Origin of the sequence: Rhizobium sp. R711 (assembly GCF_002211365.1) — a bacterium.
GTDB lineage: Bacteria > Pseudomonadota > Alphaproteobacteria > Rhizobiales > Rhizobiaceae > Rhizobium.
Window position 1 is genome coordinate 258,188 of record NZ_LOKZ01000012.1, and the last position, 22,865, is coordinate 281,052.

Genomic DNA, 22,865 nt, shown 5'->3' on the forward strand with positions numbered 1-22,865 from the left:
ATAGGCGGTTCAATCGGAGGTCAAAGGATTATCGTGAAGTTTGCGAGCTATAACATACAGTACGGCTTCGGTCTTGATGGCATCTACGACCTCGACCGAATCGCTGCGAGCCTTAAGGGCGCCGACATCATCGCACTCCAGGAGGTGACCCGGGGCTTCGTCCGCAACGATTATGCCGACATGGCCGCGGATCTCGCAGCGCTTTTTCCCAACCATTTCTGGGTCTATGGACCGGCTTGCGACCTGCATGTCGAGGAAGCCTCGGAAGGCTGGCCGCTGCGCGGAACCCGCTTCCAGTTCGGAAACATGGTGCTCTCGCGTTGGCCGATCCTCTCGACCCGAACGCTGCATCTGCCGCGCAGCCGAACGATCTCCAAGATCAATCTCCAGCGTGGCGCGACCGAGGCCGTTATCGAGACGCCTGCCGGCGCGCTGCGCGTCTATTCGGTGCATCTCGATCATGTCTCCATCGACGAGCGCAGCCGGCAGCTTTCTCATCTGAACGAGCGTATCAACGCCTTCGTGTCCGAAGGCGGATCGCTTACGGGTGGCGAAGAGTTCGATATCAGCGATCCGCCGTTGACCGAGGATTACGTCGTGATGGGCGACTTCAACATGACGCCGGAATCGCCGGAATATTGCATTTTTGCCGGCGCCAGCGACGGCTATTACGGCCGTGTCCAGCGTATCGGCACGCCGGTTGACGCATTTGCCGTGTTGAAGGCCTACACGCCCGGCAGCTACAGCTGGATGGATCCCAAGGACCACTGCAAACGCATGCATCTCGACTACTGTTTCGTCAGCTGCGGCCTCACGGGCCGCCTGAAATCCGTGAAGATCGACACAAATTCGGTCGGCTCCGATCACTTCCCTGTCTGGGCAGAGATCGATGGCTAGGGTTGAGGCGTCCCGACACATCGGGACGCCTCCTTTTCATCTCAAGCGATCCTGGCCTGTTGCAGGGCGCCCGGCTTCAGCATCGTCTCGACATGTGTAACCATGGTGTTGCGTGCGTAGCTGTATATTTCGCTGCAGCCGATCATGCGGAAGCCGAGCTTTTCCTGCAGTTTCAGCGAAGCCGGGTTATCGGCGAAGACGCCGGAATGAACCACCGTCTCAGGCATACGGCGCGAAAACCGCTCAAGCACAGCCAATACCGCCTCGCTCATATAGCCGCGCCGCCAGTAGTAGCGGTTCAGCCAGTAACCGAGGTGCCAAAGACCATGGCGAAGCTCGATGGCGACGACGCCGATATGGGCGTCGTCACCGGCGGTGATGGCAAACTGCCAGTCGGGCATGCCGCCCGCCGTCACCGGCACCAGCCAGTCGAGCGCGTCCTGCCTGTCGTAAGGCGCAGGGACACGCGCGAGCATGCGGGTAACGGCGAAGTCGGACAGCGTGTCGGCGATCGCATCTGCATCGCTCAGTCTGTGCGGGCGCAGCACCAGCCGGTCCGTTGTAATGACCGGCAACGGACCGGGCGTCATCGACTGGCTCCTGGCTCTTTGAAGACTGATAGCGTTCATAAGACGCTCCCCCAGCTTCTCAGCGACATCCAGGTCTTGCGGTCGAGTCTGTACCACTCGACTGGCACGTTGCTTCCAAGCGCAAGCGATGCCGCCAGCCCCGATCCCTGGAACTGGAAACCGCACTTCTGGATGACTCGCCGCGAAGCGACGTTCATCACCCGGCACCGGGCATCGATCTGGTCGACATCCTGCCGCGTGCGGAAGACCATATCGACCAGAGCATGGCATGCCTCGGTCATAAAGCCTTGATTCCAGTAATGTTCTCCAAGCCAGTAACCGATCTCGACGGTCCGCCCGTCGAGATGTGGTTCGACCCCACAGCACCCGATAAAGGCGCCGTTCTCGGCCTTGGTGATCGCATAGACGCACTTGCCAATCTCGCCGTTTTTCGTGCGTCGCACGAAGTCGGCGGCATCATTGGCCGTGTACGGGTGCGGCATACGCGACACCATGGTGGCGACTTTGGCATTGTTGGCAAGATGGGCAAGGGCGTCAATGTCTTCTTCGTGCGGCGCGCGCATAACGAGTCGCTCCGATAGTAAGACAGGGCAATCGGTCCTTAACCGCTCCGGCCTCAGCCGTTCCTTGGGAGACCGCTGGTCTTCCCGGGGAGACCACGATTGGCCTTCCCTCAACAATTCGCCTTGCATGTTCAGTCCTCCTTCGTTGGACAAGAAAAAAGGGGAGATGGCGCCCCATCTCCCCTGTTTTCTGGACTGAACCTGATACGCTCAGCCGGGTCGATGAGACGCCGGCTGTTTTAGAGCGCTACCGGCTTATTCCGCTGCTTCCGCTTTCGGCATTACAGACACGTATACGCGACCGTTGGCCTTCGTTCGGTAGTTCACATTGCCGGCGGTGAGAGCAAAGATCGTGTGATCCTTGCCGAGGCCGACGTTGGAACCCGGATGCCACTGCGTACCGCGCTGACGCACGATAATGTTGCCTGCGATGACGGCTTCGCCGCCAAACTTCTTCACGCCAAGGCGCTTGGATTCGGAATCACGACCGTTGCGCGACGAACCGCCAGCTTTTTTGTGTGCCATTGGTGTTCTCCTTTAAACCTTCAGTCCCGTGATCTTACTTAGCAGCCACGATGTCCGTGATGCGGACAACGGTGTGATGCTGACGATGGCCGCGCGAACGCTTCGAGTTCTGACGACGGCGCTTCTTGAAGGCAATGACCTTCTTGCCGCGGTTATGCTCGACCACTTCAGCCTTGACGGAAGCGCCCTTGACAAAGGGAGCACCAATCGCAGCGTCGGCGCCTTCGCCGATTACGAGGACTTCGGTGAATTCAATTGCGTCGCCAGCGGTTGCTTCAAGCTTCTCGATGGTCAGCACGTCGTTTGCCGCCACACGGTACTGCTTACCGCCGGTCTTGATGACTGCGAACATTTTTTATCCTTTCATGTTCGTTCCGGCTCATACCCGCCAAACAAGCAGGTGGCCGTCTTTTTATCAGTCGAGGTTAAGCAGGGATTTCAGAGGCTTTCGCCCAGAACTCTCGCTGCCGGTGATCCGCCCGCGCGAGCGCAAGACGGGCAGGCACGGACTTATCCACACCTATTGCGAAGCCGAGATACGCGAGGCCCAAAACACTGTCAAGGCAAAAGGATGAAAAGCTTTGAGATTTCGTCTTGCCAGCCCGCCATTCTGTCGCTATGTAGCCCCCCGCGCCGAACACGCGCCGACCTGACCGCGGAGAGGTGGCAGAGTGGTCGAATGCACCGCACTCGAAATGCGGCATACCTGCAAGGGTATCGTGGGTTCAAATCCCACCCTCTCCGCCATTTGTTGGGTCACTCCTCCCCAATTACCCGCAAGCCCTTGGGTTTCCTCGCAAATTCCTGACAGATTGCCCTCAAAAGGGAAGTTCAGTCATGAATGTATCGCGCATTGTATCGCTCCATGTACAGTCCGATGTAACACCCGACGCGGAAATCATTTCCACGAAGAAACGGAATCGCAAGCTTAAACCGCGATCTTCCGGGCTCTATCTGGTGAGGGGCGGCGGAACCTATCTTTTCCAGATCAGACTGCCGAAACGCATCGGCGGCGGCGCAGGCTCGCGACCGATACGCGTCAGCCTCGGTGCTGTGCCGCATCAGGAAGCAAGGGAGCTTGCCGATGCGCTGGCGGCATTGGCACGAATGGCGTTCAAGGAGATTGAAAAGAGAATGGCTGGCTACGAGGGACCCGATCTGGCGCACATCGTGAGTGCTTTCGCTGACGAGGATATTCCTGCCGACGACTGGCCATTCGAGTTCGCGACGCTGATTCTCAAAGGCGGACTGTTCGACTTGCGCGAGCCCGCTCGCGCCCCGACGCCGGAAGAGGCCAAAGGTCTCGAGATGATGCGTGGGCTTGTGCGCATCGGTCGGGAGGTTTCGGCGAAGCAGTCCGGGCAGCCTCATGATGAGATGATTGCCGACAACGCAGACATGCTCGTCGCACGGCATATTGCCAAGCACGAGAAGCCCCCGGAGCCCGGAACATCAAGTCATCGCTACTATTCCTCCACTCAGCTATCCGATGCACCACTGCAGCAAACCATTGCGGTCGCCCCAGCGCCGAACCCGGAGCCTCGCGACAGGAAACCGATCACACCTCGAATTTCCGCATCCTTTGTCGCTGACTTCATGTTGGATCGGCGCACAGTCGATCGGCGACCGTCGAACAAGCCGTTGTTCAGCGATTTGGCGTCGAATTATCTGGCAGTCAGAACATCATCAAAATCAGGTAAGAATAAAGACATTTCTATTGCCGAAAACCGTCTCAACCTGTTCGTGGAACTCATCGGCGATCACCCAGTCGATACCTATACTGCCACCGACCTGCAGGCGTTCATCGAGCTGTTGAAACATTGGCCATCGAACCCGAAGTACCGCCCAGCGCATCTGTCGGCCCATGAGATCATCGCCTAACAGCCCTTCTATTGGGGCCAATCTTACGTATCCAGATTCAGCAGCTGCCTCTGTTCCGACCGAGCCTCTGGGGTACGAAAAAACCAAAAAGCTCCTTGATACGGGAGTGAGAACGGGGCTGCTCGACAACGCCATGCTGCCATTGTTGGCCTTCATGACCGGCCGACGACTGGGTCTTCTTATCCATCTCAAGGGCACAGATTTCCGAGAAAAATACCAAGGCGTGTGGGTCGCGCAGACCAGCGGTATTGTCCAGATTGACGGAGTGTGGAAACGCATTCCGATCAAGACTGACGCCAGTGCAACATTTTTCGTCATTCACAATTTTCTCGCCGAAATCGGTTTTGTTCAATGGGCGCAGGAACAAGGCGACGAGTTTCTGTTCGGTGAGCTGATGAGGCTTGCCGATCCAAGCAAGAGCGCATCATCCTATATGAGCCGCCTACTCGTGAAGGCCAAAGTCAAAGAAGCGAAGGGGGAAGTGTTCCACTCATTGCGAGGCGGATATATCTCCGAGACAGGTGACCAGAATATCGAGAAGCGCGATCGAATGTTGCAGGTTGGTCATGATGTCGGTGACGATGAGCATGACAAGTATGGCTTCCGCACGTTGACGGAAAAGAAAGCGAGGCTCCTCGCGAACCTGCCCCTGAATCCGGAGATCGATCTGTCGATGTACCGCGGGTTGGATTTCGACAAGCTTGCAAAGGCGAAGAGAACGAAGGGACGGAAACCGGGAGGGCGGTAGACTTATACTGCGGCCGTGCATCACGGCGAACGAGGCGATCTCCGAATCTGCCGTCCTGCCAATAGTTACAATTGATTTTGGAACAATTCCGGCGGAGCCGACTCTACTCAAGTGTGGTCGATGTTGGCATTGTGTGACGCAAGGATGGTTCAAAGCTTGCTTACGCGGTCATGCTCACCTTGCATGCCGCAGAGCAATCGTTAATGTTGTCTGGGTAGACTGGTTCGCGGCGATGTGCCGTCGACCGTGCCGAGGCAGCGGCAAAGGAAGGTTAAATGGCCAAACACACAACGGTGCACAAGTTGCGACCGGACATGGCGAATGGCGATGCGGCCCGTAACACCCTCACAGCGCTGATAGAAGAAGCCCATCGCCAGAACAAGCGGCAAGGTTCCGTTCGCGCGCCGGCAGGCGAGCTCTCGTCGCCGAGCCATTTCAGCGGAGGTTCGAACATGCTTCCGGAAGCCCTTCAGCTCCTGCTCCGCGAGATCGTACCGGCTCGGCGAATGGGAGACCTGGTCCTTCGGAAGGAAATCTCGCGCGAGATTCACGAGTTGCTCAACGAAGTCCGCCAGACAGCGTTGCTTCGCTCCCATTCGCTAGAGCCGCGCCACACGATGATGTTGATCGGGCCACCGGGAACGGGCAAGACGAGCCTCGCTGAAGCCGTCGCGACGGAGCTTGGGCTTCCCTTCTTTACCGTGCGCTACGATGGGTTGGTTGGCAGCTATTTGGGTGAAACCGCCTCACGACTGCAATCGGTTGTCGACTATGCATCCCGCACACCATGCGTACTCTTTTTCGACGAGTTCGACAGCGTTGGCAAGGAGCGGGCGGACGCCCACGAGACCGGAGAAATCAAGCGGGTCGTTAGTTCGTTGCTGTTGAACATGGATGCGCTGCCGAGCAGTTGCGTCGTGGTCTGCGCTACCAACCACCCAGAGCTCCTCGACCGTGCCGTGTGGCGCAGGTTCGAGGTACGGCTCGAGTTGCCGAGGCCCGGAGCCGGAGAGCTGCGAGAATGGTATTTAAGGACCGAAAAAGCCCTCGGCGATCTGGGGGTTACAGCCGAGAGCTTCGTAAAGATGTTCCAAGGCGAAACCTTCTCGGAAATTGAAGCAGTTACGCTCGACGCTCGCAGAAAAGTTGTGCTATCGCATGGGAAGTTGAGTTCCCGCGAGGCATTCGCCCAGGCACTCGACAGATGGGGTAGACGTCGAGACGTGGGGGGTGCTCAGGCGCATGGCGCAAGGTCCAATAGTACGAATAAGCCGCGAACCCGCAAGTCAGGCAAGAATGACGGGGCAGCGACCGAGGTTCCCGAGGGCGATCTCCTCGGCCGAACAGTCAAAGCGCCATGACGCGAAATTCAGGGGCATCGAAAACAGTATCGCTCAGGTTCTGAGCGGCGCGGACCTCACGCAATCGTCCACTGAGGTCATCCCGGAGCGGGCGCTCGTATTCGAGGTCATCGGCCCGCTCTCCAATGTCGCGAGATTTGTGTCCGCAGCTCGTGATGCCGGGTTTGAGTGGCTTGGTGAGGACTTTGTCGACGATGCCGACGAAGAGGAGGACGAAGACGGCCAGGGGGAGGAAACCACCGAGGACGAGTCTGCGCCGGACAGCGGGCAGAACATGCTCTACGTCACCATGCCCAGCATGCGGGGGCTCCAGAAGATTCTCTCCCTCTGGAAGCAATACAAGGCGGGGAATACAAAGCCGAAGACGGACGATGGCCAATGGTGGCCCCTATTCAGCTATCTGAGCGACATCAGGACCTGGTCCCCAAAGGACCGCGTCGATCCCGGCTTGTCGCTGTTTGTCGATAAGATGATGCGGAAATTTCCGGATCGGCCCATTCGGCTGGAACTGGACCTATGGTTCCGAAGCGATCCCGATCTGAGGGAAGCCGCTGCCGGCTACGTTTCCGAACTCATGACGCTGGTCGAGGGATCGGTACTTGATTTCGTCACAATCCCTGCAATCCAGTATCAGGCGGCTTTGGTCGAGTTACCGAACCAGCAGGCGCTCCTGCTTGGCTCATTGGAAGGCCCGCTGTCGACCGCTGACCGGGTCATGCGCGTCCGACCGCAGTCTTTGTACACCAGCGAGTCAGGAGATGCTGCCAAGCAGAACTTGAATGTTCGCGCGGTTCCTCCGACACCGGACGAACGGCCTCCGGTCGTCGCCCTCCTCGACGGATATCCGGTCGAAAACCATGCGCTTCTCAGGAACAGACTCCGAGTGAGCGAGGTGGATGTCCATGCGGTGGACGTCCCCGTGGTGAGGCGCAGGCACGGTACGGCAATGGCGTCTCTTATTTTGCATGGCGACTTGGGTGATGGTGTTCCGCCCATAGACCGCGTGTTGCAGGTGGTGCCGATACTGGGTGCGCCGCAGAACCTCGCGGAGGAGTGTACCCCGCCGGGAAAGTTGCCTATCGGCATGGTATATCGCGCCGTGATGGCATTGGTGGAGGGCCTTGATGGAACCGCGCCACAGGCTGAAAGCGTGGTCGTCATCAATCACTCGATCTGCGATACCGAAGCTCCCTTCAGTCAACGCGCGAGCTATTGGGCGAAGCTGCTTGACCATTTGAGCCACAGATACCGTCTGCTGTTTATCGTGAGCGCGGGCAACAGCCTCGAGCCCTTCGCGGTTAACGCTTATGTGGATTGCCACACTTTTGAGACCGCTGATACGGTCGAGCGCCAGATTGCACTTCTCAGTGCGCTCGACAAAAGCAAGGCAAGCAGGGTCATGCTCAGCCCTGCTGAAGCGATCAACGCATTGACAGTCGGCGCGGTCCACGGCGACAGCTCCACTGGTGTCCCGGCAGGTGTCATAGACCCCTTTGACACGGTTTCCGGCGTGACCAATCTCGCGTCGAGCATAGGCCTGGGCCTTAACCGAGCGATAAAGCCGGAAATCGTGGAACAGGGCGGCCGGCAAATGGCCCGGTCCGATGACGACTCCGGCTATGTGTTGGCGTGGGCTTCAGAGCATCCGGACGTCGGCCAACTTACAGCCGCACCCGGTATCGGCGTCTTACTCGACCAAGTTCGACGGAGCACAGGGACCAGCAATGCAACGGCATTGACCACGAGAGCGGCCGCGCGCTTGGTAGACGTTCTTGAGGAGGTATTCGATGGGAACGGCGAGGATTGGCTCGAGTCTGATACCCGCGCGGTGGTTCTAAAAGCGCTGCTTGCTCATGGCTGCGCATGGGGTGCGGCAGGAGACATCCTCTACGAACTCTACCATGGCAAGGCCCTGCGCAAAAAGGAGGCGATCAGTCGTGTGCTCGGCTACGGTCGTCCGGATCACTCAAGGGTGTCGACCGCGCATGGTAGTCGCATCACGCTGCTTGCGGATGATAAAATCTCCCATAACATTCTTCACGAATACAAGCTTCCAATACCTCGTGCGATGATCAGCAATCGCGAGCTCCGTCGCGTCGTTGTGACGCTTGCTTGGAGCTCACCCATTGACCCGCTGACGCAGCGGTATCGCGGCGTCCGACTTGAGGTGGTCGATCGCAATGGCAAGCGTGATTTCTGGAAGGGGATCAAACGCATCTTGGCTCCCGACGGTAGGGCGGCGCGCCGGGGGACGCTCCAGCACCTTGTCTTTGAGGGCAAAAATCTTATCCAAGCGGGCGGCGCTGGTGACTTCTTCCTCGGCGTCCAGGCGATGGCTGAAATGACGGCATTCGAGAAGGTTGAGGTGCCCTATGGACTGGCGGTGACGCTAGAGATGGGGCAACCCGTCAGAACAGACCTTTTCACCGACGTCGAGGCTCGCGTACGCGCGAAGCGTGTCGATGTAGCGCAACGGATTCCGACCCGCGTAAGGAGCTGAAATGGCGGACCAAAAGGACAGTATTGGTTCCAAAAGCCGAACAAGTGTATTGAAATATCTTCGGGACATCGGGGATGACCAAGCCGTTGAAGAGCTGCAATCAACCGGCGGTTCTGGTCAAGGTATCACTGCCTTGTGGGGGAGTCAGGTTTGGGGATACACCGGGATGCTTTGTGGCTTCCTTCCTCCTGAGCCGGGCAGCAAGATTTCTACGATCGAAAGCGCAATGACGCTTGCACCAGATGAATCCTTAAAGAACTCAAGGGTCAAGGTCACGTTGGAAAAGTTCTGGGTGCATCGGTACCCAGGATTTGGCACGCACAAAATTCTTTGCGAATTCACTGGAAAGAACCAGCTGCAAGGCGAGCCAGAGGAATTGCGTTTTGCTCTGACCACCGAAGCAAAGGACGTAGCAAGCGCAGCGATCAGCGGCTCTCCGATCTTCCTTGGGGTGTCCGTCGGGGAAAACGGAATCGCATTCGAGGGGAAGACGATCAACATTTCGAGCGACGTAGACGACACCATTCTGGATGCGATTGGTAGCGGGCCGTTTAAGGAAGGCCTGGGACTACTGACCAAGGCTCAACCCGCACTCAAACCTTTCGTAAGTCTGACATCAAGCGTCGTACAATCCGTTCTGCGGCGCAGTAAAAACAAGCAGGTCTTCAATTTCAAACTCGGGCTTGATTTTGCAGTTAGTCAGACCTCCGTGCCGCTGAGGATCGGTTCGTTCGTAGTGGTGCAAGGAGACGCTTCTCAGTGGAATTGGGAAACGGTGGTATGGAATCCAAGCTCTGCGCAGGTGGTCGATAAATCTACAAAAGAACCAATTCCTTTTAACTACATTGTATTCAGAGTATCTGAGTACACCTGAGGCTGGCGCTCGCTGCTCAGTTTCGCTGTCGTCTGCTTCCTCGTTTAATCATGGCTATCGCGACCAGCTAAACGGTCGGCCTACACGCAAATTGGACCTTCGCTAGTGCAGCAGACGCGGAAATGATTTCCGCGTCTGTCCCTCAGGCGGCACCATCACTCCTCGACGAAGAAATCCTCGTCGAGCCGTTTCACCGCTACCGTTTGGGCGATTCGCACGCCGACACCATGCTCGATCATCAGGTCGGCTAGCCGGTCGCCGTCGATGAGCACGATGCGCTGCGGCAGGTGGCGGACGAAATCGGCGGCTGGGGCGGAGAAGCTGGATGTGGTAACGAAAACACCCTTGGCTGCACCGACGCCGACGAGGCTGCCGAGAAACCCCTGCACCTCCGGCCGGCCGACGCTGACGTGGTCGGCGTAGCGCTTGGCCTGCACATAGATGCGGTCGAGGCCAAGGCGGTCCTCGTCGATCACGCCATCGATGCCGCCGTCGCCGGACTTGCCGAGACGTCGCGCGGCGTTTTCGTGGCTGCCGCCATACCCCATGCCGACCAGCAGATCGACGATGGCGCGTTCGAAGAAGGCCGGGCTCTGCGCCAGAATGCGTTGCAGCAGGTCAGCCTTCAGCGCCTGATGCAGCACGGCCTGCGCGGCATCGATCTGTTCCTCAGGCGTCGCAGAGGTGGTTGCATCGATGGATTCACCGGCACCGGCTGAAGCTGCATCCGTTCTCCCAGTGCCCGACGTGCTAGAGGCGTAGAATTCGGCAAAGGCCGGATAGGTTTTCAGCGTATCAACATTGATGCTGGCGGGATTGGTGGCCAATAGCGCCCTGCCCGCCTGGCTTGCCACGAAGCGGCCGCGCGCCGGGCTGTCGATCAGGCCGGCCCTGGTCATGTAGAACTTTGCCCAGTGGATGCGATTGTGGAAAATGCGCTGACGGCCGCTCGGCAGCATTTCCTCCCGCTCCGCGACGGACAGACCAAACTGATCGGCCAGCTTTTCCGCGGCATCCGGCACGCGCGTTTCCCTGTCGGCCGCAAGCCGCAGAACGGGAAGCATCAGGGATTGGTAATCGGGAATTGTCATCAATTGCTGGTCCATTCTGGAGGTAGAGTGGGCCATCCAATCTTGTCCAATTCGTCTTGCGGCAGTCTGCCGTGCCGCTCCAAGGCAATTTGCAGACGATCGGTCAACCATTCCTGCCCCTTCGAGGATAGCTGCACCGCCGCCAGTTGCCTGTAGGCATTATACGGATCGGTGTTGCCCTGGCCCAACGCATGATTTCTCTGCGTGGAGATAAACGAGTCATGGCCGAGCGCTTCCATCAAGGCATTCAAGGAAACACCGTTTGCCATGGTGCCTGCAACAAACTCTGCATGATGCACCCGGATGTATCGTGGCCACAATCGCTTCCAGTCGCGCGCCTCCGTTTCTGTGGTTGATGCGTCGTCTCGCCCCGGCACGTATTTCATGCCGATAGCGCGGCCGAATATGATGATGTCCCTCGGGTCGTAGGTGAGACGGCTGATAAACATCAAGGCACCGTCCTTGACGGCGGTCGGTCGCTTGTTGGCCGGGTACGTCAAAGCCCAGTGGCAGAGAGCGCTCTCCACCTCATCACGCACCGGGAATGACAACGAAACTCGGTTATTGCCTTCACCAAGAAACTTCACGTAGGCTTGCTCGGCATTGATAACAGCGGAAGGCAGTGGAGAGCTCAACACATCAGCGCTGATTGCGCCGAAGTCCCCCAGGCTCTCGATCATGTGATGGGGCGCTCCTCGGGCTAAATGGTTTGCGACTGTCTGCTCCCATTCATCCAGTTGTCGAATGGTCAACTCTATCCCGCTAGCTGCCCAAAGTTTCTCGAAGTATCCCTTGGATGCGGAAATGATTTCCGGATCATCCGATACAAGCCCGAATTCATGATTTCTAGTCAACGCCGCTTCCGTGAGATTAGCGGAGGTGACAATGGCTCGCCGTGCGCCAAAAACGTAGACCTTGGCATGAAGGCTTCTGATCCCGCGAACCTGTGCGCCCGCGGCAAGCAGGCTCCTCAATGCGTCAATGTCACTGACGCCATCAGCAAAATCGGCAAGGTTGAAGCGTGTTATGACGCGGACCGGTCGGGGTGCATGCGCAAGAATCCGTTGTACGGCTCGCTTCTTGAGAAAGGGAGAGACTATGCAAAGGTTTAGATGCTCAACGCGAAGTGCGGCATCAAGCTCCTCTGCCCATCCATGATCGACCAGTCGAGATGTCATGTGCCGTGCTTACTCAACGTCATTCCGCCGCCTCCTGAAGGGCAACGGCATCCACTGGCGCAAGGGCCTCGGCCAGTAGCGCGTCGAGCAGTTTTTTCCGCGTCTTGTCGGCGCTCGTCAGGCTTGATTCCAGCTGGTCGCACAGCGCCATGAGTTCATCGACCTTGGCGACGATGCGGTGTTGTTCGGTGAGCGGTGGCAGGGGGATGGGAAGCGATAGCAGCGTGGTCTGGTTGATCTTCGGCATGGTTGCCTGTGCGCCAGATGCGTTCTCAGTCAAATATCTGCGACCCGAGGGAGATATCGAAGCAAGATGCACATATGACAGATCAACATCGTCAGATACACGTACTTTGATAATCAAATCAGGAAACAAGTACGTGTGTGGCGGGCCCTCATAGATGGCAGCCATTCCCACGTATTCTAGGGTGTTCCCGCGCTGGAAAAGAAGATCACCCTCCGACAGCCAGAAATCGGATTCTGGGGGAAATTTTCCTTCTACCCGCTTGTAGTACGCGGGATTAAATTTACCGCTCGTAGTCGCTGTCAGCGTGATTGCTTTTGGTGCGTCCTCGCGGGTCGTTGGGCGTGGCGAGATACCGTTTTGCGGCCCGCAAATAACAAGTTGCTCAAGGGATACCCAAATCCAGGTCGTTGGTACGTCGTAAGGCGCGTCACGTGAATCGATCCTGGGAGTTGGCTTCCGGCCTCTCGGCTTACGCAACTGGACCCGCTTCAACAACTCAACCGCCGGCTCATCCGCCGGGTCCTGCGGCACGAGCTTGCCGCGGACGGCGAGGTTGAGGATGGTCTGGCGCAGCTGTTTGATCTGGTCTGGCCGAGCGGTGAGTGTCGGCAGGGCATCGAGCGCGAAGCGGGCGTCGTCGCGGAAGGTTTCCGGGTCGGAGGTGTTGAGGCGGGCAAGGCTTGCCGCCGCCAGCCGGTCCCGCTTCGTCTCCCGCTCCGTTCGCGCCGCTTCCAGCTCGTCGCACAACGCCATCAGTTCATCGACCTTGGCGACAATGCGGTGTTGTTCGGCAAGCGGCGGGAGAGGGAATGGGATTCCAGCAACAATTTTACCTGAAACCTCCTTGAACGTAGTCCCAGGGGCTTTAGCATCTATCTGTGGTGCAAATGCCTTCATTGCGGTTGCGATGAAATTCGAACAATCCGCAACATAGGGAACGATCGATTTGAAGCCCTGATTAGTTGAGATTGGATTGGCGGCGATCGCAACGTAACCGATTGGTGCGCGGCTCGTGAATAAGATGGTGCCTTTGGGCATGATGGTTGCAGATGATGCTTTCAAACCTCTTTCGGAAAGGTCGCGGGAACCTCTTGAGATATAGAGGTCGGGATATCCCCCAAGGTCCGCTGGCGTAAGCCACGGCACACCTTCGCCCGGTGGAGCGAAATTACTCGCATCCGTCGCGGACGGCGTGCCGCCGCCAACGACCGCGCCGACAGCATCAAGCCGCGCCCATTGCCAGTTCGAGGGAATAAGCCAAGGCTCAACGATTTCGTTTCCATCGCTGATTTCACGGGGCTTACGAAGGTCTCCCGCCTTCACCAGCCGCGCCTTCTCAGCCGCGACCTGCTTCAACAGTTCCGATGCCGGTTCATCTTTAGAATCTTGCGGTACGAGCTTGCCCCGCACCGCAAGATCGAGGATGAACTGCCGCAACCGGGCAACCACATCCGGGGCATCGGCAATCTGTTCGTAATGCTGCAACAGGCGTTCGGCGTTCATCGGGCCAGTGCCTCGGCCAGAATGGATTTCAGCTGGTCGCGCAGGCGGGCCGCGCTGGTTTCAGCGGCCGTCAGCTCTTCCAGCAGGGTCTCCGGGTCGCCATGGTCATCAGCCACCGTGTGGGGGTTCTTGAAGTCCAGATTGTAGCCGCGCGCCTTCACTTCTTCCAGGGTCACGCGCCAGGCCTGGGGGCCTTCTTCGCGACCCTTGCGCTCCTTGCCGCCCCACCAGTCGACGCAATCCTGTAGATGCTCCTGCCGGATGGGCTTGGTCATGGAATAGGCCTTCTGGCCCTCCGGCACCCGGTGTTCCCAGTACCAGATGTCCTTGGTCGGGGTTCCCTTTTCGAAAAACAGCAGATTGGTGCCGATCGAGGCATAGGGCTTGAAGACGGAATTGGGCAGGCGGACGATAGTGTGGAGATTGCACTCCTCCAGGAGATGCTCCTTCAGCCGCGTCTTGATGCCCTCGCCAAACAGCGAGCCATCCGGCAGGACGACGGCGGCGCGGCCACCATCCTTCAACAGGCGCACGATCAGCGCCAGAAACAGGTCTGCGGTTTCCTTGGTGCGGAAAGTCGGAAAGTTGTTCTCGATGCCGTCTTCCTCACGCCCGCCAAAGGGCGGGTTGGTGAGCACGATATCGACGCGCTCATCCTTGCCCCAAGATATCAGCGGGCGGGCGAGCGTGTTGTCGTGGCGTACGAAGCTCGGGTCTTCGACGCCGTGCAGCAGCATGTTGGTGACGCAAAGCATATGCGGCAGAGGCTTCTTTTCCACGGCGCGAAAGCCGGCCTGCATCTTCTCGCGCTGATCCGGTGTGCGCACGTGGTGTTTTTCCATGTGGCGGATGGCGCAGGTCAAGAAACCGCCAGTGCCACATGCGGGATCGAAAAGGGTTTCGCCGGGTTTCGGGTCGATGCGCTCCACCATGAAAGAGGTCAGCGCGCGGGGCGTATAATATTCACCCGCATTACCGGCCGATTGCAGGTCGTTCAAAATCTGTTCGTAGATTTCGCCAAAATGCTGGCGTTCCGTCAGGCTGTTGAAATCGACATCGCTGATCTTGTTGACCACCTGGCGGATCAGCTGACCGGACTTCATGTAGTTATAGGCATCCTCGAAAAGATCGCGCACCACGCGGCGGCGATCACCCGGCTGTGCCGAGATCGGCAGGCCCTTCAAAGTCGGGAAAAGCTCATTATTGACGAAGTTCAGAAGCGCCTCACCCGTGATGCCTTCCGGATTGGCTGCCCAGTTGCGCCACTGGAACTTCTCCGGGATCGGCGAGACGTATTTGTCGTGGGTCAGCTCTAGTTCCTGATCCTGATCGTCCATGATCTTGAGGAAAAACATCCAGCAGAGCTGGCTGATGCGCTGGGCATCACCATCGACGCCGGCATCCTGGCGCATGATATCCTGGATGGATTTGACGGTGTTACGGACTGACATTGGATTAGCTACTCGTTCTTAAAGGTTGTTTTTGATAGTCTGTGCGACGTCATACATTTCGTCGTTCGCATCCGGATACAGTGCACCCCGCCCGACTAGCGGAAAATCAGAATTCCTCCTGAACTCATCAGGACGAAACCAAAATTTTGCAGCAACCCTTCGCCCAAAATCAATCTCGTAATGGCCGTAGAACTGCTTCTGGTGATTGCCTCCCATATCGGGATATTCGCCCAACAGATACCCCTCTTGGATATGTGGGCGAACGGCAGCAGGCGGGCAAACACTTGCTAATCTTATAATTTGAAGGCCCGCTTCAGCGCTTGCGGTTATCGCTCCGCTGATATTTGGAACACCTAAAACAAAAATATAAGCCTTGGCGTGTGCATTCTGAGAGGCAAACGAGGCGGCAATCCTGAGCGAATGCGTAACATCCAGAAGGGGGGTGTCGCACACTTCGTAATGTTGCAGGATCGACCACCGAAGAATTCGATGCCGTTGCAACCGCTCTAAATCAGGGAACCCGGCTCTTTCGAATTCAATCAACAGATTATTCTCTGCGGCTTCAAGTTTTGCGAATCTCTGCTGGAGTGTCGCTTCTGACGGTGCGGGACTACCGCGAAACAAAGTTGGCTTGAGGGTTGAAAATTCGGAGCCGCTCGTTGTTCGTCGATAGTCGGATTTTTGCCCTCTAAACAGCATTACATAGTTCGGATTCTTGTACTGTAGCTTAGCGACCTTCGTGGCGAGATCGAGATAATCACTCACTCTGCAACCATCGCCCTTTCTAATGGAAAGGCACGTGCGTTTCGCAAGCCGACCCGTGTCGGTGAAGCTGAAAAGTTGCTCCTTTGCAATGGTTTCCATGCTAAGCTGCCCCCTCATATAGGGCCTCTTCGACCGCTGAAACCGCCCTACGGAATTCGTCTTTTCCGCCGAAGGCATTCACTAATTCCATGGGCGTACCAAGCGTGTTGATCGGAGGGATGCGAAGCACGTCCGCACGATCAAAAGACAAAACTCCATCATCTGCATACTTTGCCAATATTGCATCCAATACCGCCCGTGCTTTGCCTTCGTAGCGGCCAAAGACGTCGCGCTTCTTTACGTTTTCAGCACGCTCCTGCCTCGTCAGCGGCTTGCGGTCAAAGGCGATATGGCAGACGAGATCAAAGGGATCGAGGTCAATACCGAGCTCCTTGGCGATCACGTCCAGCGGTAGCCCCTCGGCTGCCAACTCTTTCACCAGCGCATCCTTGCGCTCTTCCGATTTCCAGCGTTTCAGGAAATCATCGAGGCTGGCGAAATGCCGAAGCAGCGCTGCTTTGGTGAAATCGCGCAGGCTTTCGGTGACAAGCTTGCCATTGGCATCAAGGTATTCGACACGCTCGGCCACAACACGCGCGGTGATGCCATCAACATAGACCTTCTTCTGGCGCTCACCGCCACCACCTGGGAACGTCACGTCATCGCCACCGGTAGTCGGCGGCTGGGTGGTGTAACCGTCTTGGCCGTTGTCTTCGAAGCCGGGAGGCTCCACCTCGGGCGGAGTGATCGGATCATCCTCGCCCGCCACATAAATCTGCACCGGATCGCCATCGAATTCGGGATCGGCGAAGTGGTTCGTCGCACCGCGGAAATCCATGAGGGTGAAGTAGAATTTTTGCGTATCCTCATGTACGCGCGTGCCGCGGCCGACGATCTGCTTGAACTCTGTCATCGAGCCGACGGGACGATCCAGCACGATGAGACGGCAGGTCTGGGCATCGACGCCGGTGGATAGGAGGCGCGATGTCGTGACGATCACCGGGTATCGCGATTCCGGATCGATGAAGTTGCCGATCTGGGCCTGGCCGAGTGTGTCACTTCCGGTGATGCGCATGACATAGCGGGCGTTCTCGTCGCAGAGGTGCTTGTTGTCGTTGATCAGCGCCTGGCGCATGCGGGCGGCATGCTCCTCATCCACGCAGAACACGATGGTTTTCTGGTATCGGTCACCGCTCTCCTTCAGGAACTCCGTCACCTTAGCGGCGACCAGCTTGGTGCGATCGTCCAAGACCAAGGTGCGATCAAAATCCCTGGCATTGTAGATGCGGTCTTCGACCTCCTCGCCGTCGCGGTCTAGCTGGCCCTTCTCGGGTCGATAGCCCTCCACGTCGCGATCGATATGGACCTTGATCACCTTGTAGGGAGCGAGGAAACCATCGCTGATGCCCTGCTTCAGGGAATAGGTGAATACTGGCTCGCCGAAATAGGCGGTGTTGGACACATATTCCGTCTCCTTCGGCGTCGCCGTCAAACCAATCTGGCTGGCCTCGGAGAAATACTCGAGGATTTCCCGCCAGGCGGAATCTTCGGCAGCGCTACCGCGATGGCACTCGTCGATGACGATCAGGTCGAAGAAATCTGGCGAGAACTCACGGAATAGCTTTTGTCGTTCCTCAGGGCCGGTGACGGCCTGATAGAGGCCGAGATAGATTTCGAACGAGGTGTCGATGCGGCGCTTGCGATCCAGCGCCAGCGGCACATCCACTTCAGTTCCGTCCGAGCGTTCGATCGTCTTCGACTTGGTGGAGAGCTTGGCCATCGCGCCGCCGAAGGGTCTGAAGTCGTTGACCATGGTCTGATCGATCAGCACGTTGCGATCTGCCAGAAACAGGATGCGTTTCTTGCGACCGGCTTTCCACAGACGCCAGATGATCTGGAAGGCGGTATAGGTCTTGCCGGTCCCGGTCGCCATGACCAGCAGGACACGATCCTGTCCCTTGGCGATGGCTTCGATGGCGGCGTTGACGGCATGGACCTGATAATAGCGCGGAGCCTTGCCGCTGCCGTCATCATAATAGTCCTGAAGCACCAAAGCCTCTGCAGAGGTATCCAGCCCCTTCCATCGGCTGTAGAGCCGCCAAAGCTTCTCCGGCGACGGGAACTGGTCGAGGCGGAGGTTTTCCTCCTTCACGTCCCGCAGGCCTGTACGATCGTGGAATACGAAGCCATCGCCATTCGAGGCAAAGACGAAGGGAATAGCGAGCGTCTCGGCATAGTCCAACCCCTGCTGCAGGCCGTCACCCAGCGCGTGACCGTTGTCCTTCGCCTCAATGAGCGCGATGGGGATATTGGGCTTGTAGTAGAGGACCACGTCCGCTTTCTTAGCATTGCCGCGGGCGACAAGCTTACCGCGTACGGTAATGCGTCCTTTGGTGAAGAAGACCTCTTCGCGAACTTGCAGCATCATATCCCAGCCGGCCTGCTTGACGGCCGGCAGGATGAACTTCGTGCAGATATCGCGTTCCGTCAAAGAGCGCTTGTCCATCTGGATGCCGTTCCCCCGCATTCCCATTGATTACTCAATATGAATAGTGTTCGCAGCACCATTGCAACCCAGAGAACAGGCAATCACGAACTGCTGAGTATTTTCGATTCCACTGCAAACGCCGTGATGAGGAGTAATGGGGGGGAAGACGTTGGGAAGTATGGAACGCCGTTTGCGGAACAATGTTGCAGGCCTTCAGAGGAAGTGTGAGCAAACACCACTATACCGCGCCATCACCATCATGGTTGGGAGACCTTAGGTAGGGGCTTGAGATGCCATTTGGGCCGGAATGGAAACAGGCCATCCGAATACCGATCGGCCAAGTCTTCGAAGACGTTCTCGCTCTCCCGGACATCGAAGCCCTGGCGTTCCAGCTCGCCGACGATGGCTTCGCTGAGCTTGTTCAGGGCGAGCCGCGCATCTTCCCGTCCCTGAGCGGCCGTGATCATCTGCCAGAGCAGCACCCTCGCTAGATCGTCGCGAGACGGCCGACGTCGGGCCTTGGCCGCATCCCTCACCCGCTGCTGCCGGGCGACTTGTTCTGCACTGCGTTCTTGTTTCGATTTCCGGGGCATTGCCTGTCTCCTTGTTGTGGAGCCTCAGCCTCGGGGCCGGCCATGCAAGGAACAAGGGCGACTGCCTGTGTTGACATTTCGGACAGCCGGCTCGTCTCCAATCGCCAGCCGGACGGCCGCCCGCAAACGCGGTTTGCCGGAATCGCCAATCGGGACTTTGGCAACGGCAAAACTGGAACAGGAATCGCGGAAGGGTAATTTGAGATGATGTGATTCGAGTTGCCCGAAACGTAGGCCAGGGCGTGACGCTTTGATCTAACGGGAGTTGATTTACAGACGACTTGATCCGGCTTGAGGCGCTTCGTCGCCAACTTGAGATGACGTGTTGCGGGACGGCCTACGTAATCATTCTCGACCTACCCCTGGCATCAGCTATCCGGCCATATTCCCGCGAGGCACCAACTGGTCCTATCACTGGCACCGCGCCTTATTCTTGTAGCCTCAGATACCTCAGGCGGTTGTGCCGATGGCAGGTCACCCGAACTCATCCCAACGGTGCCGGTGGCGGCACAGGAATCGACCTGCCGCAGATCGGAATCGATTTCCGCGACTTCGGAATCGGCATTCTGGAACGATGAACCTGGATCAGCACATCGATCGTCGTCATCTGGCGCGGTGCCCTTCCGAGACGCCGCATGATTTCGGCGCGCGCCTTGGCGGGGTCAGCGTCGAGCAGCCGCAGGAATTGCTCAGGGACGCGCCAGACCGTGCCGGTCGTCTCGTCGCCGGCGACGATGAAGTCCCCCTCCAGCAACCCGACGACTGAGGCGCGCTCGTAAAGATCGAGGATGGCCAGCCGACGGATACGGCAGGCGCTTCACCAAAAGCTCCCTGATCTTCCTGGCACCCCAATGCGGCTTCTCCTTCTTGAGCCGCACGATCATTGCCTCGACCGGCTCAGGCAGCTGGTTGGCGTAACGCACCGGCCGTCGAGACCGATCCGTCAGCGCCTCCAGGCCGTCATCCTTGTAGCGATTGAAGATCTTGTAGCCGGTCTTGCGCGAGATGCCGAACTCCCGGCACACATCGCTCATGCCTTCGCCCTCAAGCAGCCGGGCGACAAAACGTAGACGTTCCTCCATCACCGAAGTCTCTTTCCACGGCATCAACACCTCCCGCAAAAAAAGCGAAAAGTGTCACCCATGTCTCCGGTACGAAACGTCACCTATCTCTCAGGTCGGGCAGGGGTCACTCTTCCCCAATTACTCACAAGCCCTTGGGTTTCCTCGTAAATTCCTGACAGATGCACTTCATAGTTGCCGTCGGGTGTTCGTGAGTATGCACGGACACCTCCGCTAATCAGGTAGCGCGTCCCCAATGCCGAGCTCGCGATTGATCGCGAGACCTTTTCATCGGCAACGACCAAACAACCTGTTTTTGTCACCGCTGCTTCGGAAAATCCGGTTCCACCCCAACACGCGCGGAATAGCTTTTTGGAGCCAACAAGATCAGGTGCATCCTCTGTCTTGTCTCAATCGACGTCAAAGCTCGGGGCAGGGCGAATACGGGCTAGCCGATAGCCTGTCGTCCGATCCGCTGGCACCTCTTGCGAATGAGAAACACGATGTTCGCCCCAAAATCTCGATGAAATGAGGGATAGCGCTCTGTCTCCCCCAGTGCCTCTTCGAGCTTTGAGGCAACCCTGTCGGAAAGCTCCCGTATCCGTTTTGTCACGACAGCAGGACTCAGGCCGACGGTCGATGCGAAATGCCGCCAGTCATTGCCGTGAAGTTCGTTGGCATTACTCTTTGTCGCGATCTGCTGAGGAAGCGACTGGTCAACCTGCTGATAGACAGCCGCGCACATCAGGTCGTAGAGCGGCGCGAGTTTGGCTGTCCCTGCGGCACCGACGAGAACGGAATAGTTCTTGGCGTGGGAGTCGGAGTTGCAAATCAGGATGTTGAACATGACGGCGTCGAAGAGCTTCAGTCGTTCGGCGGGCGACACGTAACGCGCCAGCGCGTCAAACATCTGGACGAGCGATGCACCGCCCCGATGCCCAAGTCCAGTCCGCTCGTATTTTTCCGACGGGAACAGGCCGAGTAACTGGCAGAAATCTTCCTGATGAATCCGGCGGATCGTGCCTTGAGGGTCGGCTATGCGGTCATAGCGCTTGACCAGCAGGTAGTCTCGCTTGCCGGCTCTACCGGTCGTCACCTCGGCGGTCTCCAGTTCACACAACCTGGCGAGGGTCATGCAGAAGGCTTCATTCTGAACACTGCAGGTTAGGCGTCTGATGTCGGGTTTCAGGATATGCGTGGATGGCGTGCCGTCGACGGGAATGGCGATCTTGCCATCTGCAGCAAGGTAGACAGGCAGTTTATCCTGCACTCCGGCGAGCGACATCGACACGCCCTGTTCTCCGACCAGGAAAGGTCGCTCGGGCAGTTCATTCAGAATCCGCTCAAGCGCTGCCTCGTCCGGCACGACGCGGAAATTATTTCCGTCTCGGCGTGGTTCTCCGATCGAAAAGGCTCCTGCGGTATCGCGGCCAAGACGCATGAGAAGACCGAGAATGTCCTGAGGCGAGACCTTCAACTGCTGACCGATCTCGGAGAGGTATGTTTCCGGAAGAAGATTGGCAAGCCAGGGCATAACCCGCTCAGCACCGTACGTGCCGGATCGCAAGGGCATGGTCAGCGAGATCGGGAAGGCCGAAGCGCGTTGTTCCCAGCTTGGCTCGTAGGTGAGCGAAATCCCATCGCGGTCGATGAGATTGGCAACGGGCAATGTCTCGTAGAAGATCGCGGTCACGGCGACGCCTGATCAGGAGAAACGGGGCAGATAGCCGAGATCGTCATCGGCATCCGTTGCAGCAGGCGGTGCTGCGGTTTTCAGGTCGCCGAGATCGATGCCGACCGTTCGGGCCGCGATGAGGGATTTCTCGAGTTGGCAACTGGGCTTGCCGTTTTCCAGATCGACGATGAAGCGTTCACCCGTCCCGCAGCGTTCCGCTAGCTGGGTTTGCGTCCATCCCTGTTTTTTCCTATTTTCTCGAACAAGTGCGCCGAACTCCGCGGCCGAACGGATCATGATACGCTCTCCTTATGTAGAGCTTACCGTACAGGAAGAATTTTCAAGAATCCATGAAAACTTACCGAAGAGGAAGGAATCGCATCCATCTGGGGAATCCTCCCGATCGGGAAGGCTAAAATCCTGAACTTGATCACCATTGAACTTTTGGTAAGCTGACGATGGATGGAGGCGAGCGAGACAAGTTGCTCGCTTGGAGTTTTATACAGGAAACGGAGATCATCCTTAAGCAGCGACCGGCGACGGTGGCGTCGCGTTGAGATCTCCAATCTCGATCCCGACGGTGTGCGCGGCGATCAAAGCATTTTCAAGCCGGCAGCTCGGCTTGCCGGGTTCACGTTTGACGATGAAACGCTCCCCCGTCTCGGAGCGGGTTGCAAGCTCGGCTTGAGTCCTGCCGAGTCCCTTGCGTTTTTTCTGACGGCAGTTCCGAAGTCACGTGCGGACCTGATCATCTCGCTTCTCCTGTGTCGGCCTTGCCGGCAATCCCAGAAACAAGAATCGCGCTACCGCTGTGAGACAGTCCCCTCTCAACCAT

At 57.7% G+C, this 22,865-nt stretch carries 19 protein-coding genes, 1 tRNA gene and 2 pseudogenes; 7 read left to right on the plus strand and 15 right to left on the minus strand.

Annotated elements, in window-relative coordinates; all coding sequences use genetic code 11:
- The first annotated feature begins 33 nt into the window (after positions 1-33).
- Entirely contained in the window at positions 34-897 is an 864-nt protein-coding gene (locus tag ATY80_RS14670) for an endonuclease/exonuclease/phosphatase family protein (RefSeq protein WP_088693248.1), read from the plus strand.
- Positions 898-938: 41 nt separating this feature from the next.
- Here the strand turns inward: ATY80_RS14670 and ATY80_RS14675 are convergent, their stop codons facing one another.
- The 4 genes from ATY80_RS14675 to rplU all read right to left on the minus strand — a co-directional run bounded on the left by ATY80_RS14675 (position 939) and on the right by rplU (position 2,927).
- A complete protein-coding gene (locus ATY80_RS14675; protein ID WP_189637155.1) occupies positions 939-1,526 on the minus strand; it encodes a GNAT family N-acetyltransferase in 588 nt (195 codons plus the stop codon).
- On the minus strand, positions 1,523-2,179 hold the full coding sequence (locus tag ATY80_RS14680) for a GNAT family protein (protein WP_088693110.1): 657 nt from the start codon (positions 2,177-2,179) through the stop codon (positions 1,523-1,525). Before ATY80_RS14680 ends, ATY80_RS14675 begins: the two co-directional genes overlap by 4 nt.
- 126 nt (positions 2,180-2,305) lie before the next feature.
- Complete coding sequence (gene rpmA / locus ATY80_RS14685; RefSeq protein ID WP_004127267.1) at positions 2,306-2,575, minus strand: 50S ribosomal protein L27; 270 nt, start codon at positions 2,573-2,575, stop codon at positions 2,306-2,308.
- A gap of 34 nt (positions 2,576-2,609) precedes the next feature.
- On the minus strand, positions 2,610-2,927 hold the full coding sequence (gene rplU, locus ATY80_RS14690; protein WP_007528566.1) for a 50S ribosomal protein L21: 318 nt from the start codon (positions 2,925-2,927) through the stop codon (positions 2,610-2,612).
- Between the two features lie 305 nt (positions 2,928-3,232).
- Here rplU and ATY80_RS14695 point away from each other — a divergent pair.
- The 6 genes from ATY80_RS14695 to ATY80_RS14720 all read left to right on the plus strand — a co-directional run bounded on the left by ATY80_RS14695 (position 3,233) and on the right by ATY80_RS14720 (position 9,939).
- Positions 3,233-3,322: transfer RNA gene (locus ATY80_RS14695), tRNA-Ser, on the plus strand.
- 90 nt (positions 3,323-3,412) lie between these two features.
- Entirely contained in the window at positions 3,413-4,456 is a 1,044-nt protein-coding gene (locus tag ATY80_RS14700) for a hypothetical protein (RefSeq protein WP_088693111.1), read from the plus strand.
- Entirely contained in the window at positions 4,440-5,204 is a 765-nt protein-coding gene (locus ATY80_RS14705; protein WP_141105561.1) for a hypothetical protein, read from the plus strand. Before ATY80_RS14700 ends, ATY80_RS14705 begins: the two co-directional genes overlap by 17 nt.
- 275 nt (positions 5,205-5,479) lie before the next feature.
- Positions 5,480-6,565, plus strand: coding sequence for an ATP-binding protein (locus ATY80_RS14710; protein WP_088693113.1), 1,086 nt, complete (start codon positions 5,480-5,482; stop codon positions 6,563-6,565).
- A 139-nt stretch (positions 6,566-6,704) separates the two neighbouring features.
- Complete coding sequence (locus tag ATY80_RS14715; RefSeq protein WP_189637156.1) at positions 6,705-9,065, plus strand: S8 family serine peptidase; 2,361 nt, start codon at positions 6,705-6,707, stop codon at positions 9,063-9,065.
- A gap of 1 nt (position 9,066) precedes the next feature.
- Entirely contained in the window at positions 9,067-9,939 is an 873-nt protein-coding gene (locus ATY80_RS14720) for a hypothetical protein (protein ID WP_088693115.1), read from the plus strand.
- Between the two features lie 155 nt (positions 9,940-10,094).
- On the opposite strand, the gene ATY80_RS14725 is transcribed toward ATY80_RS14720, so the two are convergent.
- From ATY80_RS14725 to ATY80_RS29610, 11 genes and pseudogenes are all read right to left on the minus strand, one after another.
- Positions 10,095-11,030: a restriction endonuclease gene (locus ATY80_RS14725; RefSeq protein WP_088693116.1), complete on the minus strand. Its 936-nt coding sequence runs from the start codon at positions 11,028-11,030 to the stop codon at positions 10,095-10,097.
- Positions 11,030-12,208, minus strand: coding sequence for a phospholipase D family protein (locus ATY80_RS14730; protein WP_088693117.1), 1,179 nt, complete (start codon positions 12,206-12,208; stop codon positions 11,030-11,032). Before ATY80_RS14730 ends, ATY80_RS14725 begins: the two co-directional genes overlap by 1 nt.
- 19 nt (positions 12,209-12,227) lie before the next feature.
- Positions 12,228-13,958, minus strand: coding sequence for a restriction endonuclease subunit S (locus tag ATY80_RS14735; protein ID WP_088693118.1), 1,731 nt, complete (start codon positions 13,956-13,958; stop codon positions 12,228-12,230).
- Entirely contained in the window at positions 13,955-15,409 is a 1,455-nt protein-coding gene (locus ATY80_RS14740; protein WP_088693119.1) for a class I SAM-dependent DNA methyltransferase, read from the minus strand. Before ATY80_RS14740 ends, ATY80_RS14735 begins: the two co-directional genes overlap by 4 nt.
- A gap of 18 nt (positions 15,410-15,427) precedes the next feature.
- Entirely contained in the window at positions 15,428-16,273 is an 846-nt protein-coding gene (locus tag ATY80_RS14745; protein WP_189637157.1) for an FRG domain-containing protein, read from the minus strand.
- Position 16,274: 1 nt separating this feature from the next.
- Positions 16,275-18,719 carry a DEAD/DEAH box helicase family protein gene (locus ATY80_RS14750; protein WP_088693249.1) on the minus strand — a complete coding sequence of 815 codons (2,445 nt, stop codon included), beginning with the start codon at positions 18,717-18,719 and terminating at the stop codon, positions 16,275-16,277.
- A gap of 239 nt (positions 18,720-18,958) precedes the next feature.
- Complete coding sequence (locus tag ATY80_RS14755; RefSeq protein ID WP_088693121.1) at positions 18,959-19,294, minus strand: hypothetical protein; 336 nt, start codon at positions 19,292-19,294, stop codon at positions 18,959-18,961.
- Positions 19,295-20,103: 809 nt separating this feature from the next.
- Positions 20,104-20,400: pseudogene (locus tag ATY80_RS14765) on the minus strand (helix-turn-helix domain-containing protein); the annotation flags it as partial.
- Between the two features lie 403 nt (positions 20,401-20,803).
- Entirely contained in the window at positions 20,804-22,048 is a 1,245-nt protein-coding gene (locus tag ATY80_RS14770; protein WP_088693123.1) for a type II toxin-antitoxin system HipA family toxin, read from the minus strand.
- 12 nt (positions 22,049-22,060) lie between these two features.
- A complete protein-coding gene (locus ATY80_RS14775; protein ID WP_088693124.1) occupies positions 22,061-22,327 on the minus strand; it encodes a helix-turn-helix domain-containing protein in 267 nt (88 codons plus the stop codon).
- A 206-nt stretch (positions 22,328-22,533) separates the two neighbouring features.
- Positions 22,534-22,782 (minus strand): annotated as a pseudogene (locus ATY80_RS29610) (transcriptional regulator); the annotation flags it as partial.
- Positions 22,783-22,865 lie beyond the last annotated feature (83 nt).

Excerpts from the sequence above, each read along its gene's own strand:
- ATY80_RS14680 (WP_088693110.1), bottom strand. The coding sequence starts at position 2,179 with ATGCAAGGCGAATTGTTGAGGGAAGGCCAATCGTGGTCTCCCCGGGAA.
- ATY80_RS14750 (WP_088693249.1), bottom strand. The coding sequence starts at position 18,719 with ATGGACAAGCGCTCTTTGACGGAACGCGATATCTGCACGAAGTTCATC.
- ATY80_RS14700 (WP_088693111.1), top strand. The coding sequence starts at position 3,413 with ATGAATGTATCGCGCATTGTATCGCTCCATGTACAGTCCGATGTAACA.
- ATY80_RS14705 (WP_141105561.1), top strand. The coding sequence starts at position 4,440 with ATGAGATCATCGCCTAACAGCCCTTCTATTGGGGCCAATCTTACGTAT.
- ATY80_RS14745 (WP_189637157.1), bottom strand. The coding sequence starts at position 16,273 with ATGGAAACCATTGCAAAGGAGCAACTTTTCAGCTTCACCGACACGGGT.
- ATY80_RS14755 (WP_088693121.1), bottom strand. The coding sequence starts at position 19,294 with ATGCCCCGGAAATCGAAACAAGAACGCAGTGCAGAACAAGTCGCCCGG.
- ATY80_RS14720 (WP_088693115.1), top strand. The coding sequence starts at position 9,067 with ATGGCGGACCAAAAGGACAGTATTGGTTCCAAAAGCCGAACAAGTGTA.
- ATY80_RS14730 (WP_088693117.1), bottom strand. The coding sequence starts at position 12,208 with ATGACATCTCGACTGGTCGATCATGGATGGGCAGAGGAGCTTGATGCC.
- ATY80_RS14710 (WP_088693113.1), top strand. The coding sequence starts at position 5,480 with ATGGCCAAACACACAACGGTGCACAAGTTGCGACCGGACATGGCGAAT.
- ATY80_RS14735 (WP_088693118.1), bottom strand. The coding sequence starts at position 13,958 with ATGAACGCCGAACGCCTGTTGCAGCATTACGAACAGATTGCCGATGCC.
- ATY80_RS14740 (WP_088693119.1), bottom strand. The coding sequence starts at position 15,409 with ATGTCAGTCCGTAACACCGTCAAATCCATCCAGGATATCATGCGCCAG.
- rpmA (WP_004127267.1), bottom strand. The coding sequence starts at position 2,575 with ATGGCACACAAAAAAGCTGGCGGTTCGTCGCGCAACGGTCGTGATTCC.
- ATY80_RS14675 (WP_189637155.1), bottom strand. The coding sequence starts at position 1,526 with ATGAACGCTATCAGTCTTCAAAGAGCCAGGAGCCAGTCGATGACGCCC.
- ATY80_RS14775 (WP_088693124.1), bottom strand. The coding sequence starts at position 22,327 with ATGATCCGTTCGGCCGCGGAGTTCGGCGCACTTGTTCGAGAAAATAGG.
- rplU (WP_007528566.1), bottom strand. The coding sequence starts at position 2,927 with ATGTTCGCAGTCATCAAGACCGGCGGTAAGCAGTACCGTGTGGCGGCA.
- ATY80_RS14725 (WP_088693116.1), bottom strand. The coding sequence starts at position 11,030 with ATGACAATTCCCGATTACCAATCCCTGATGCTTCCCGTTCTGCGGCTT.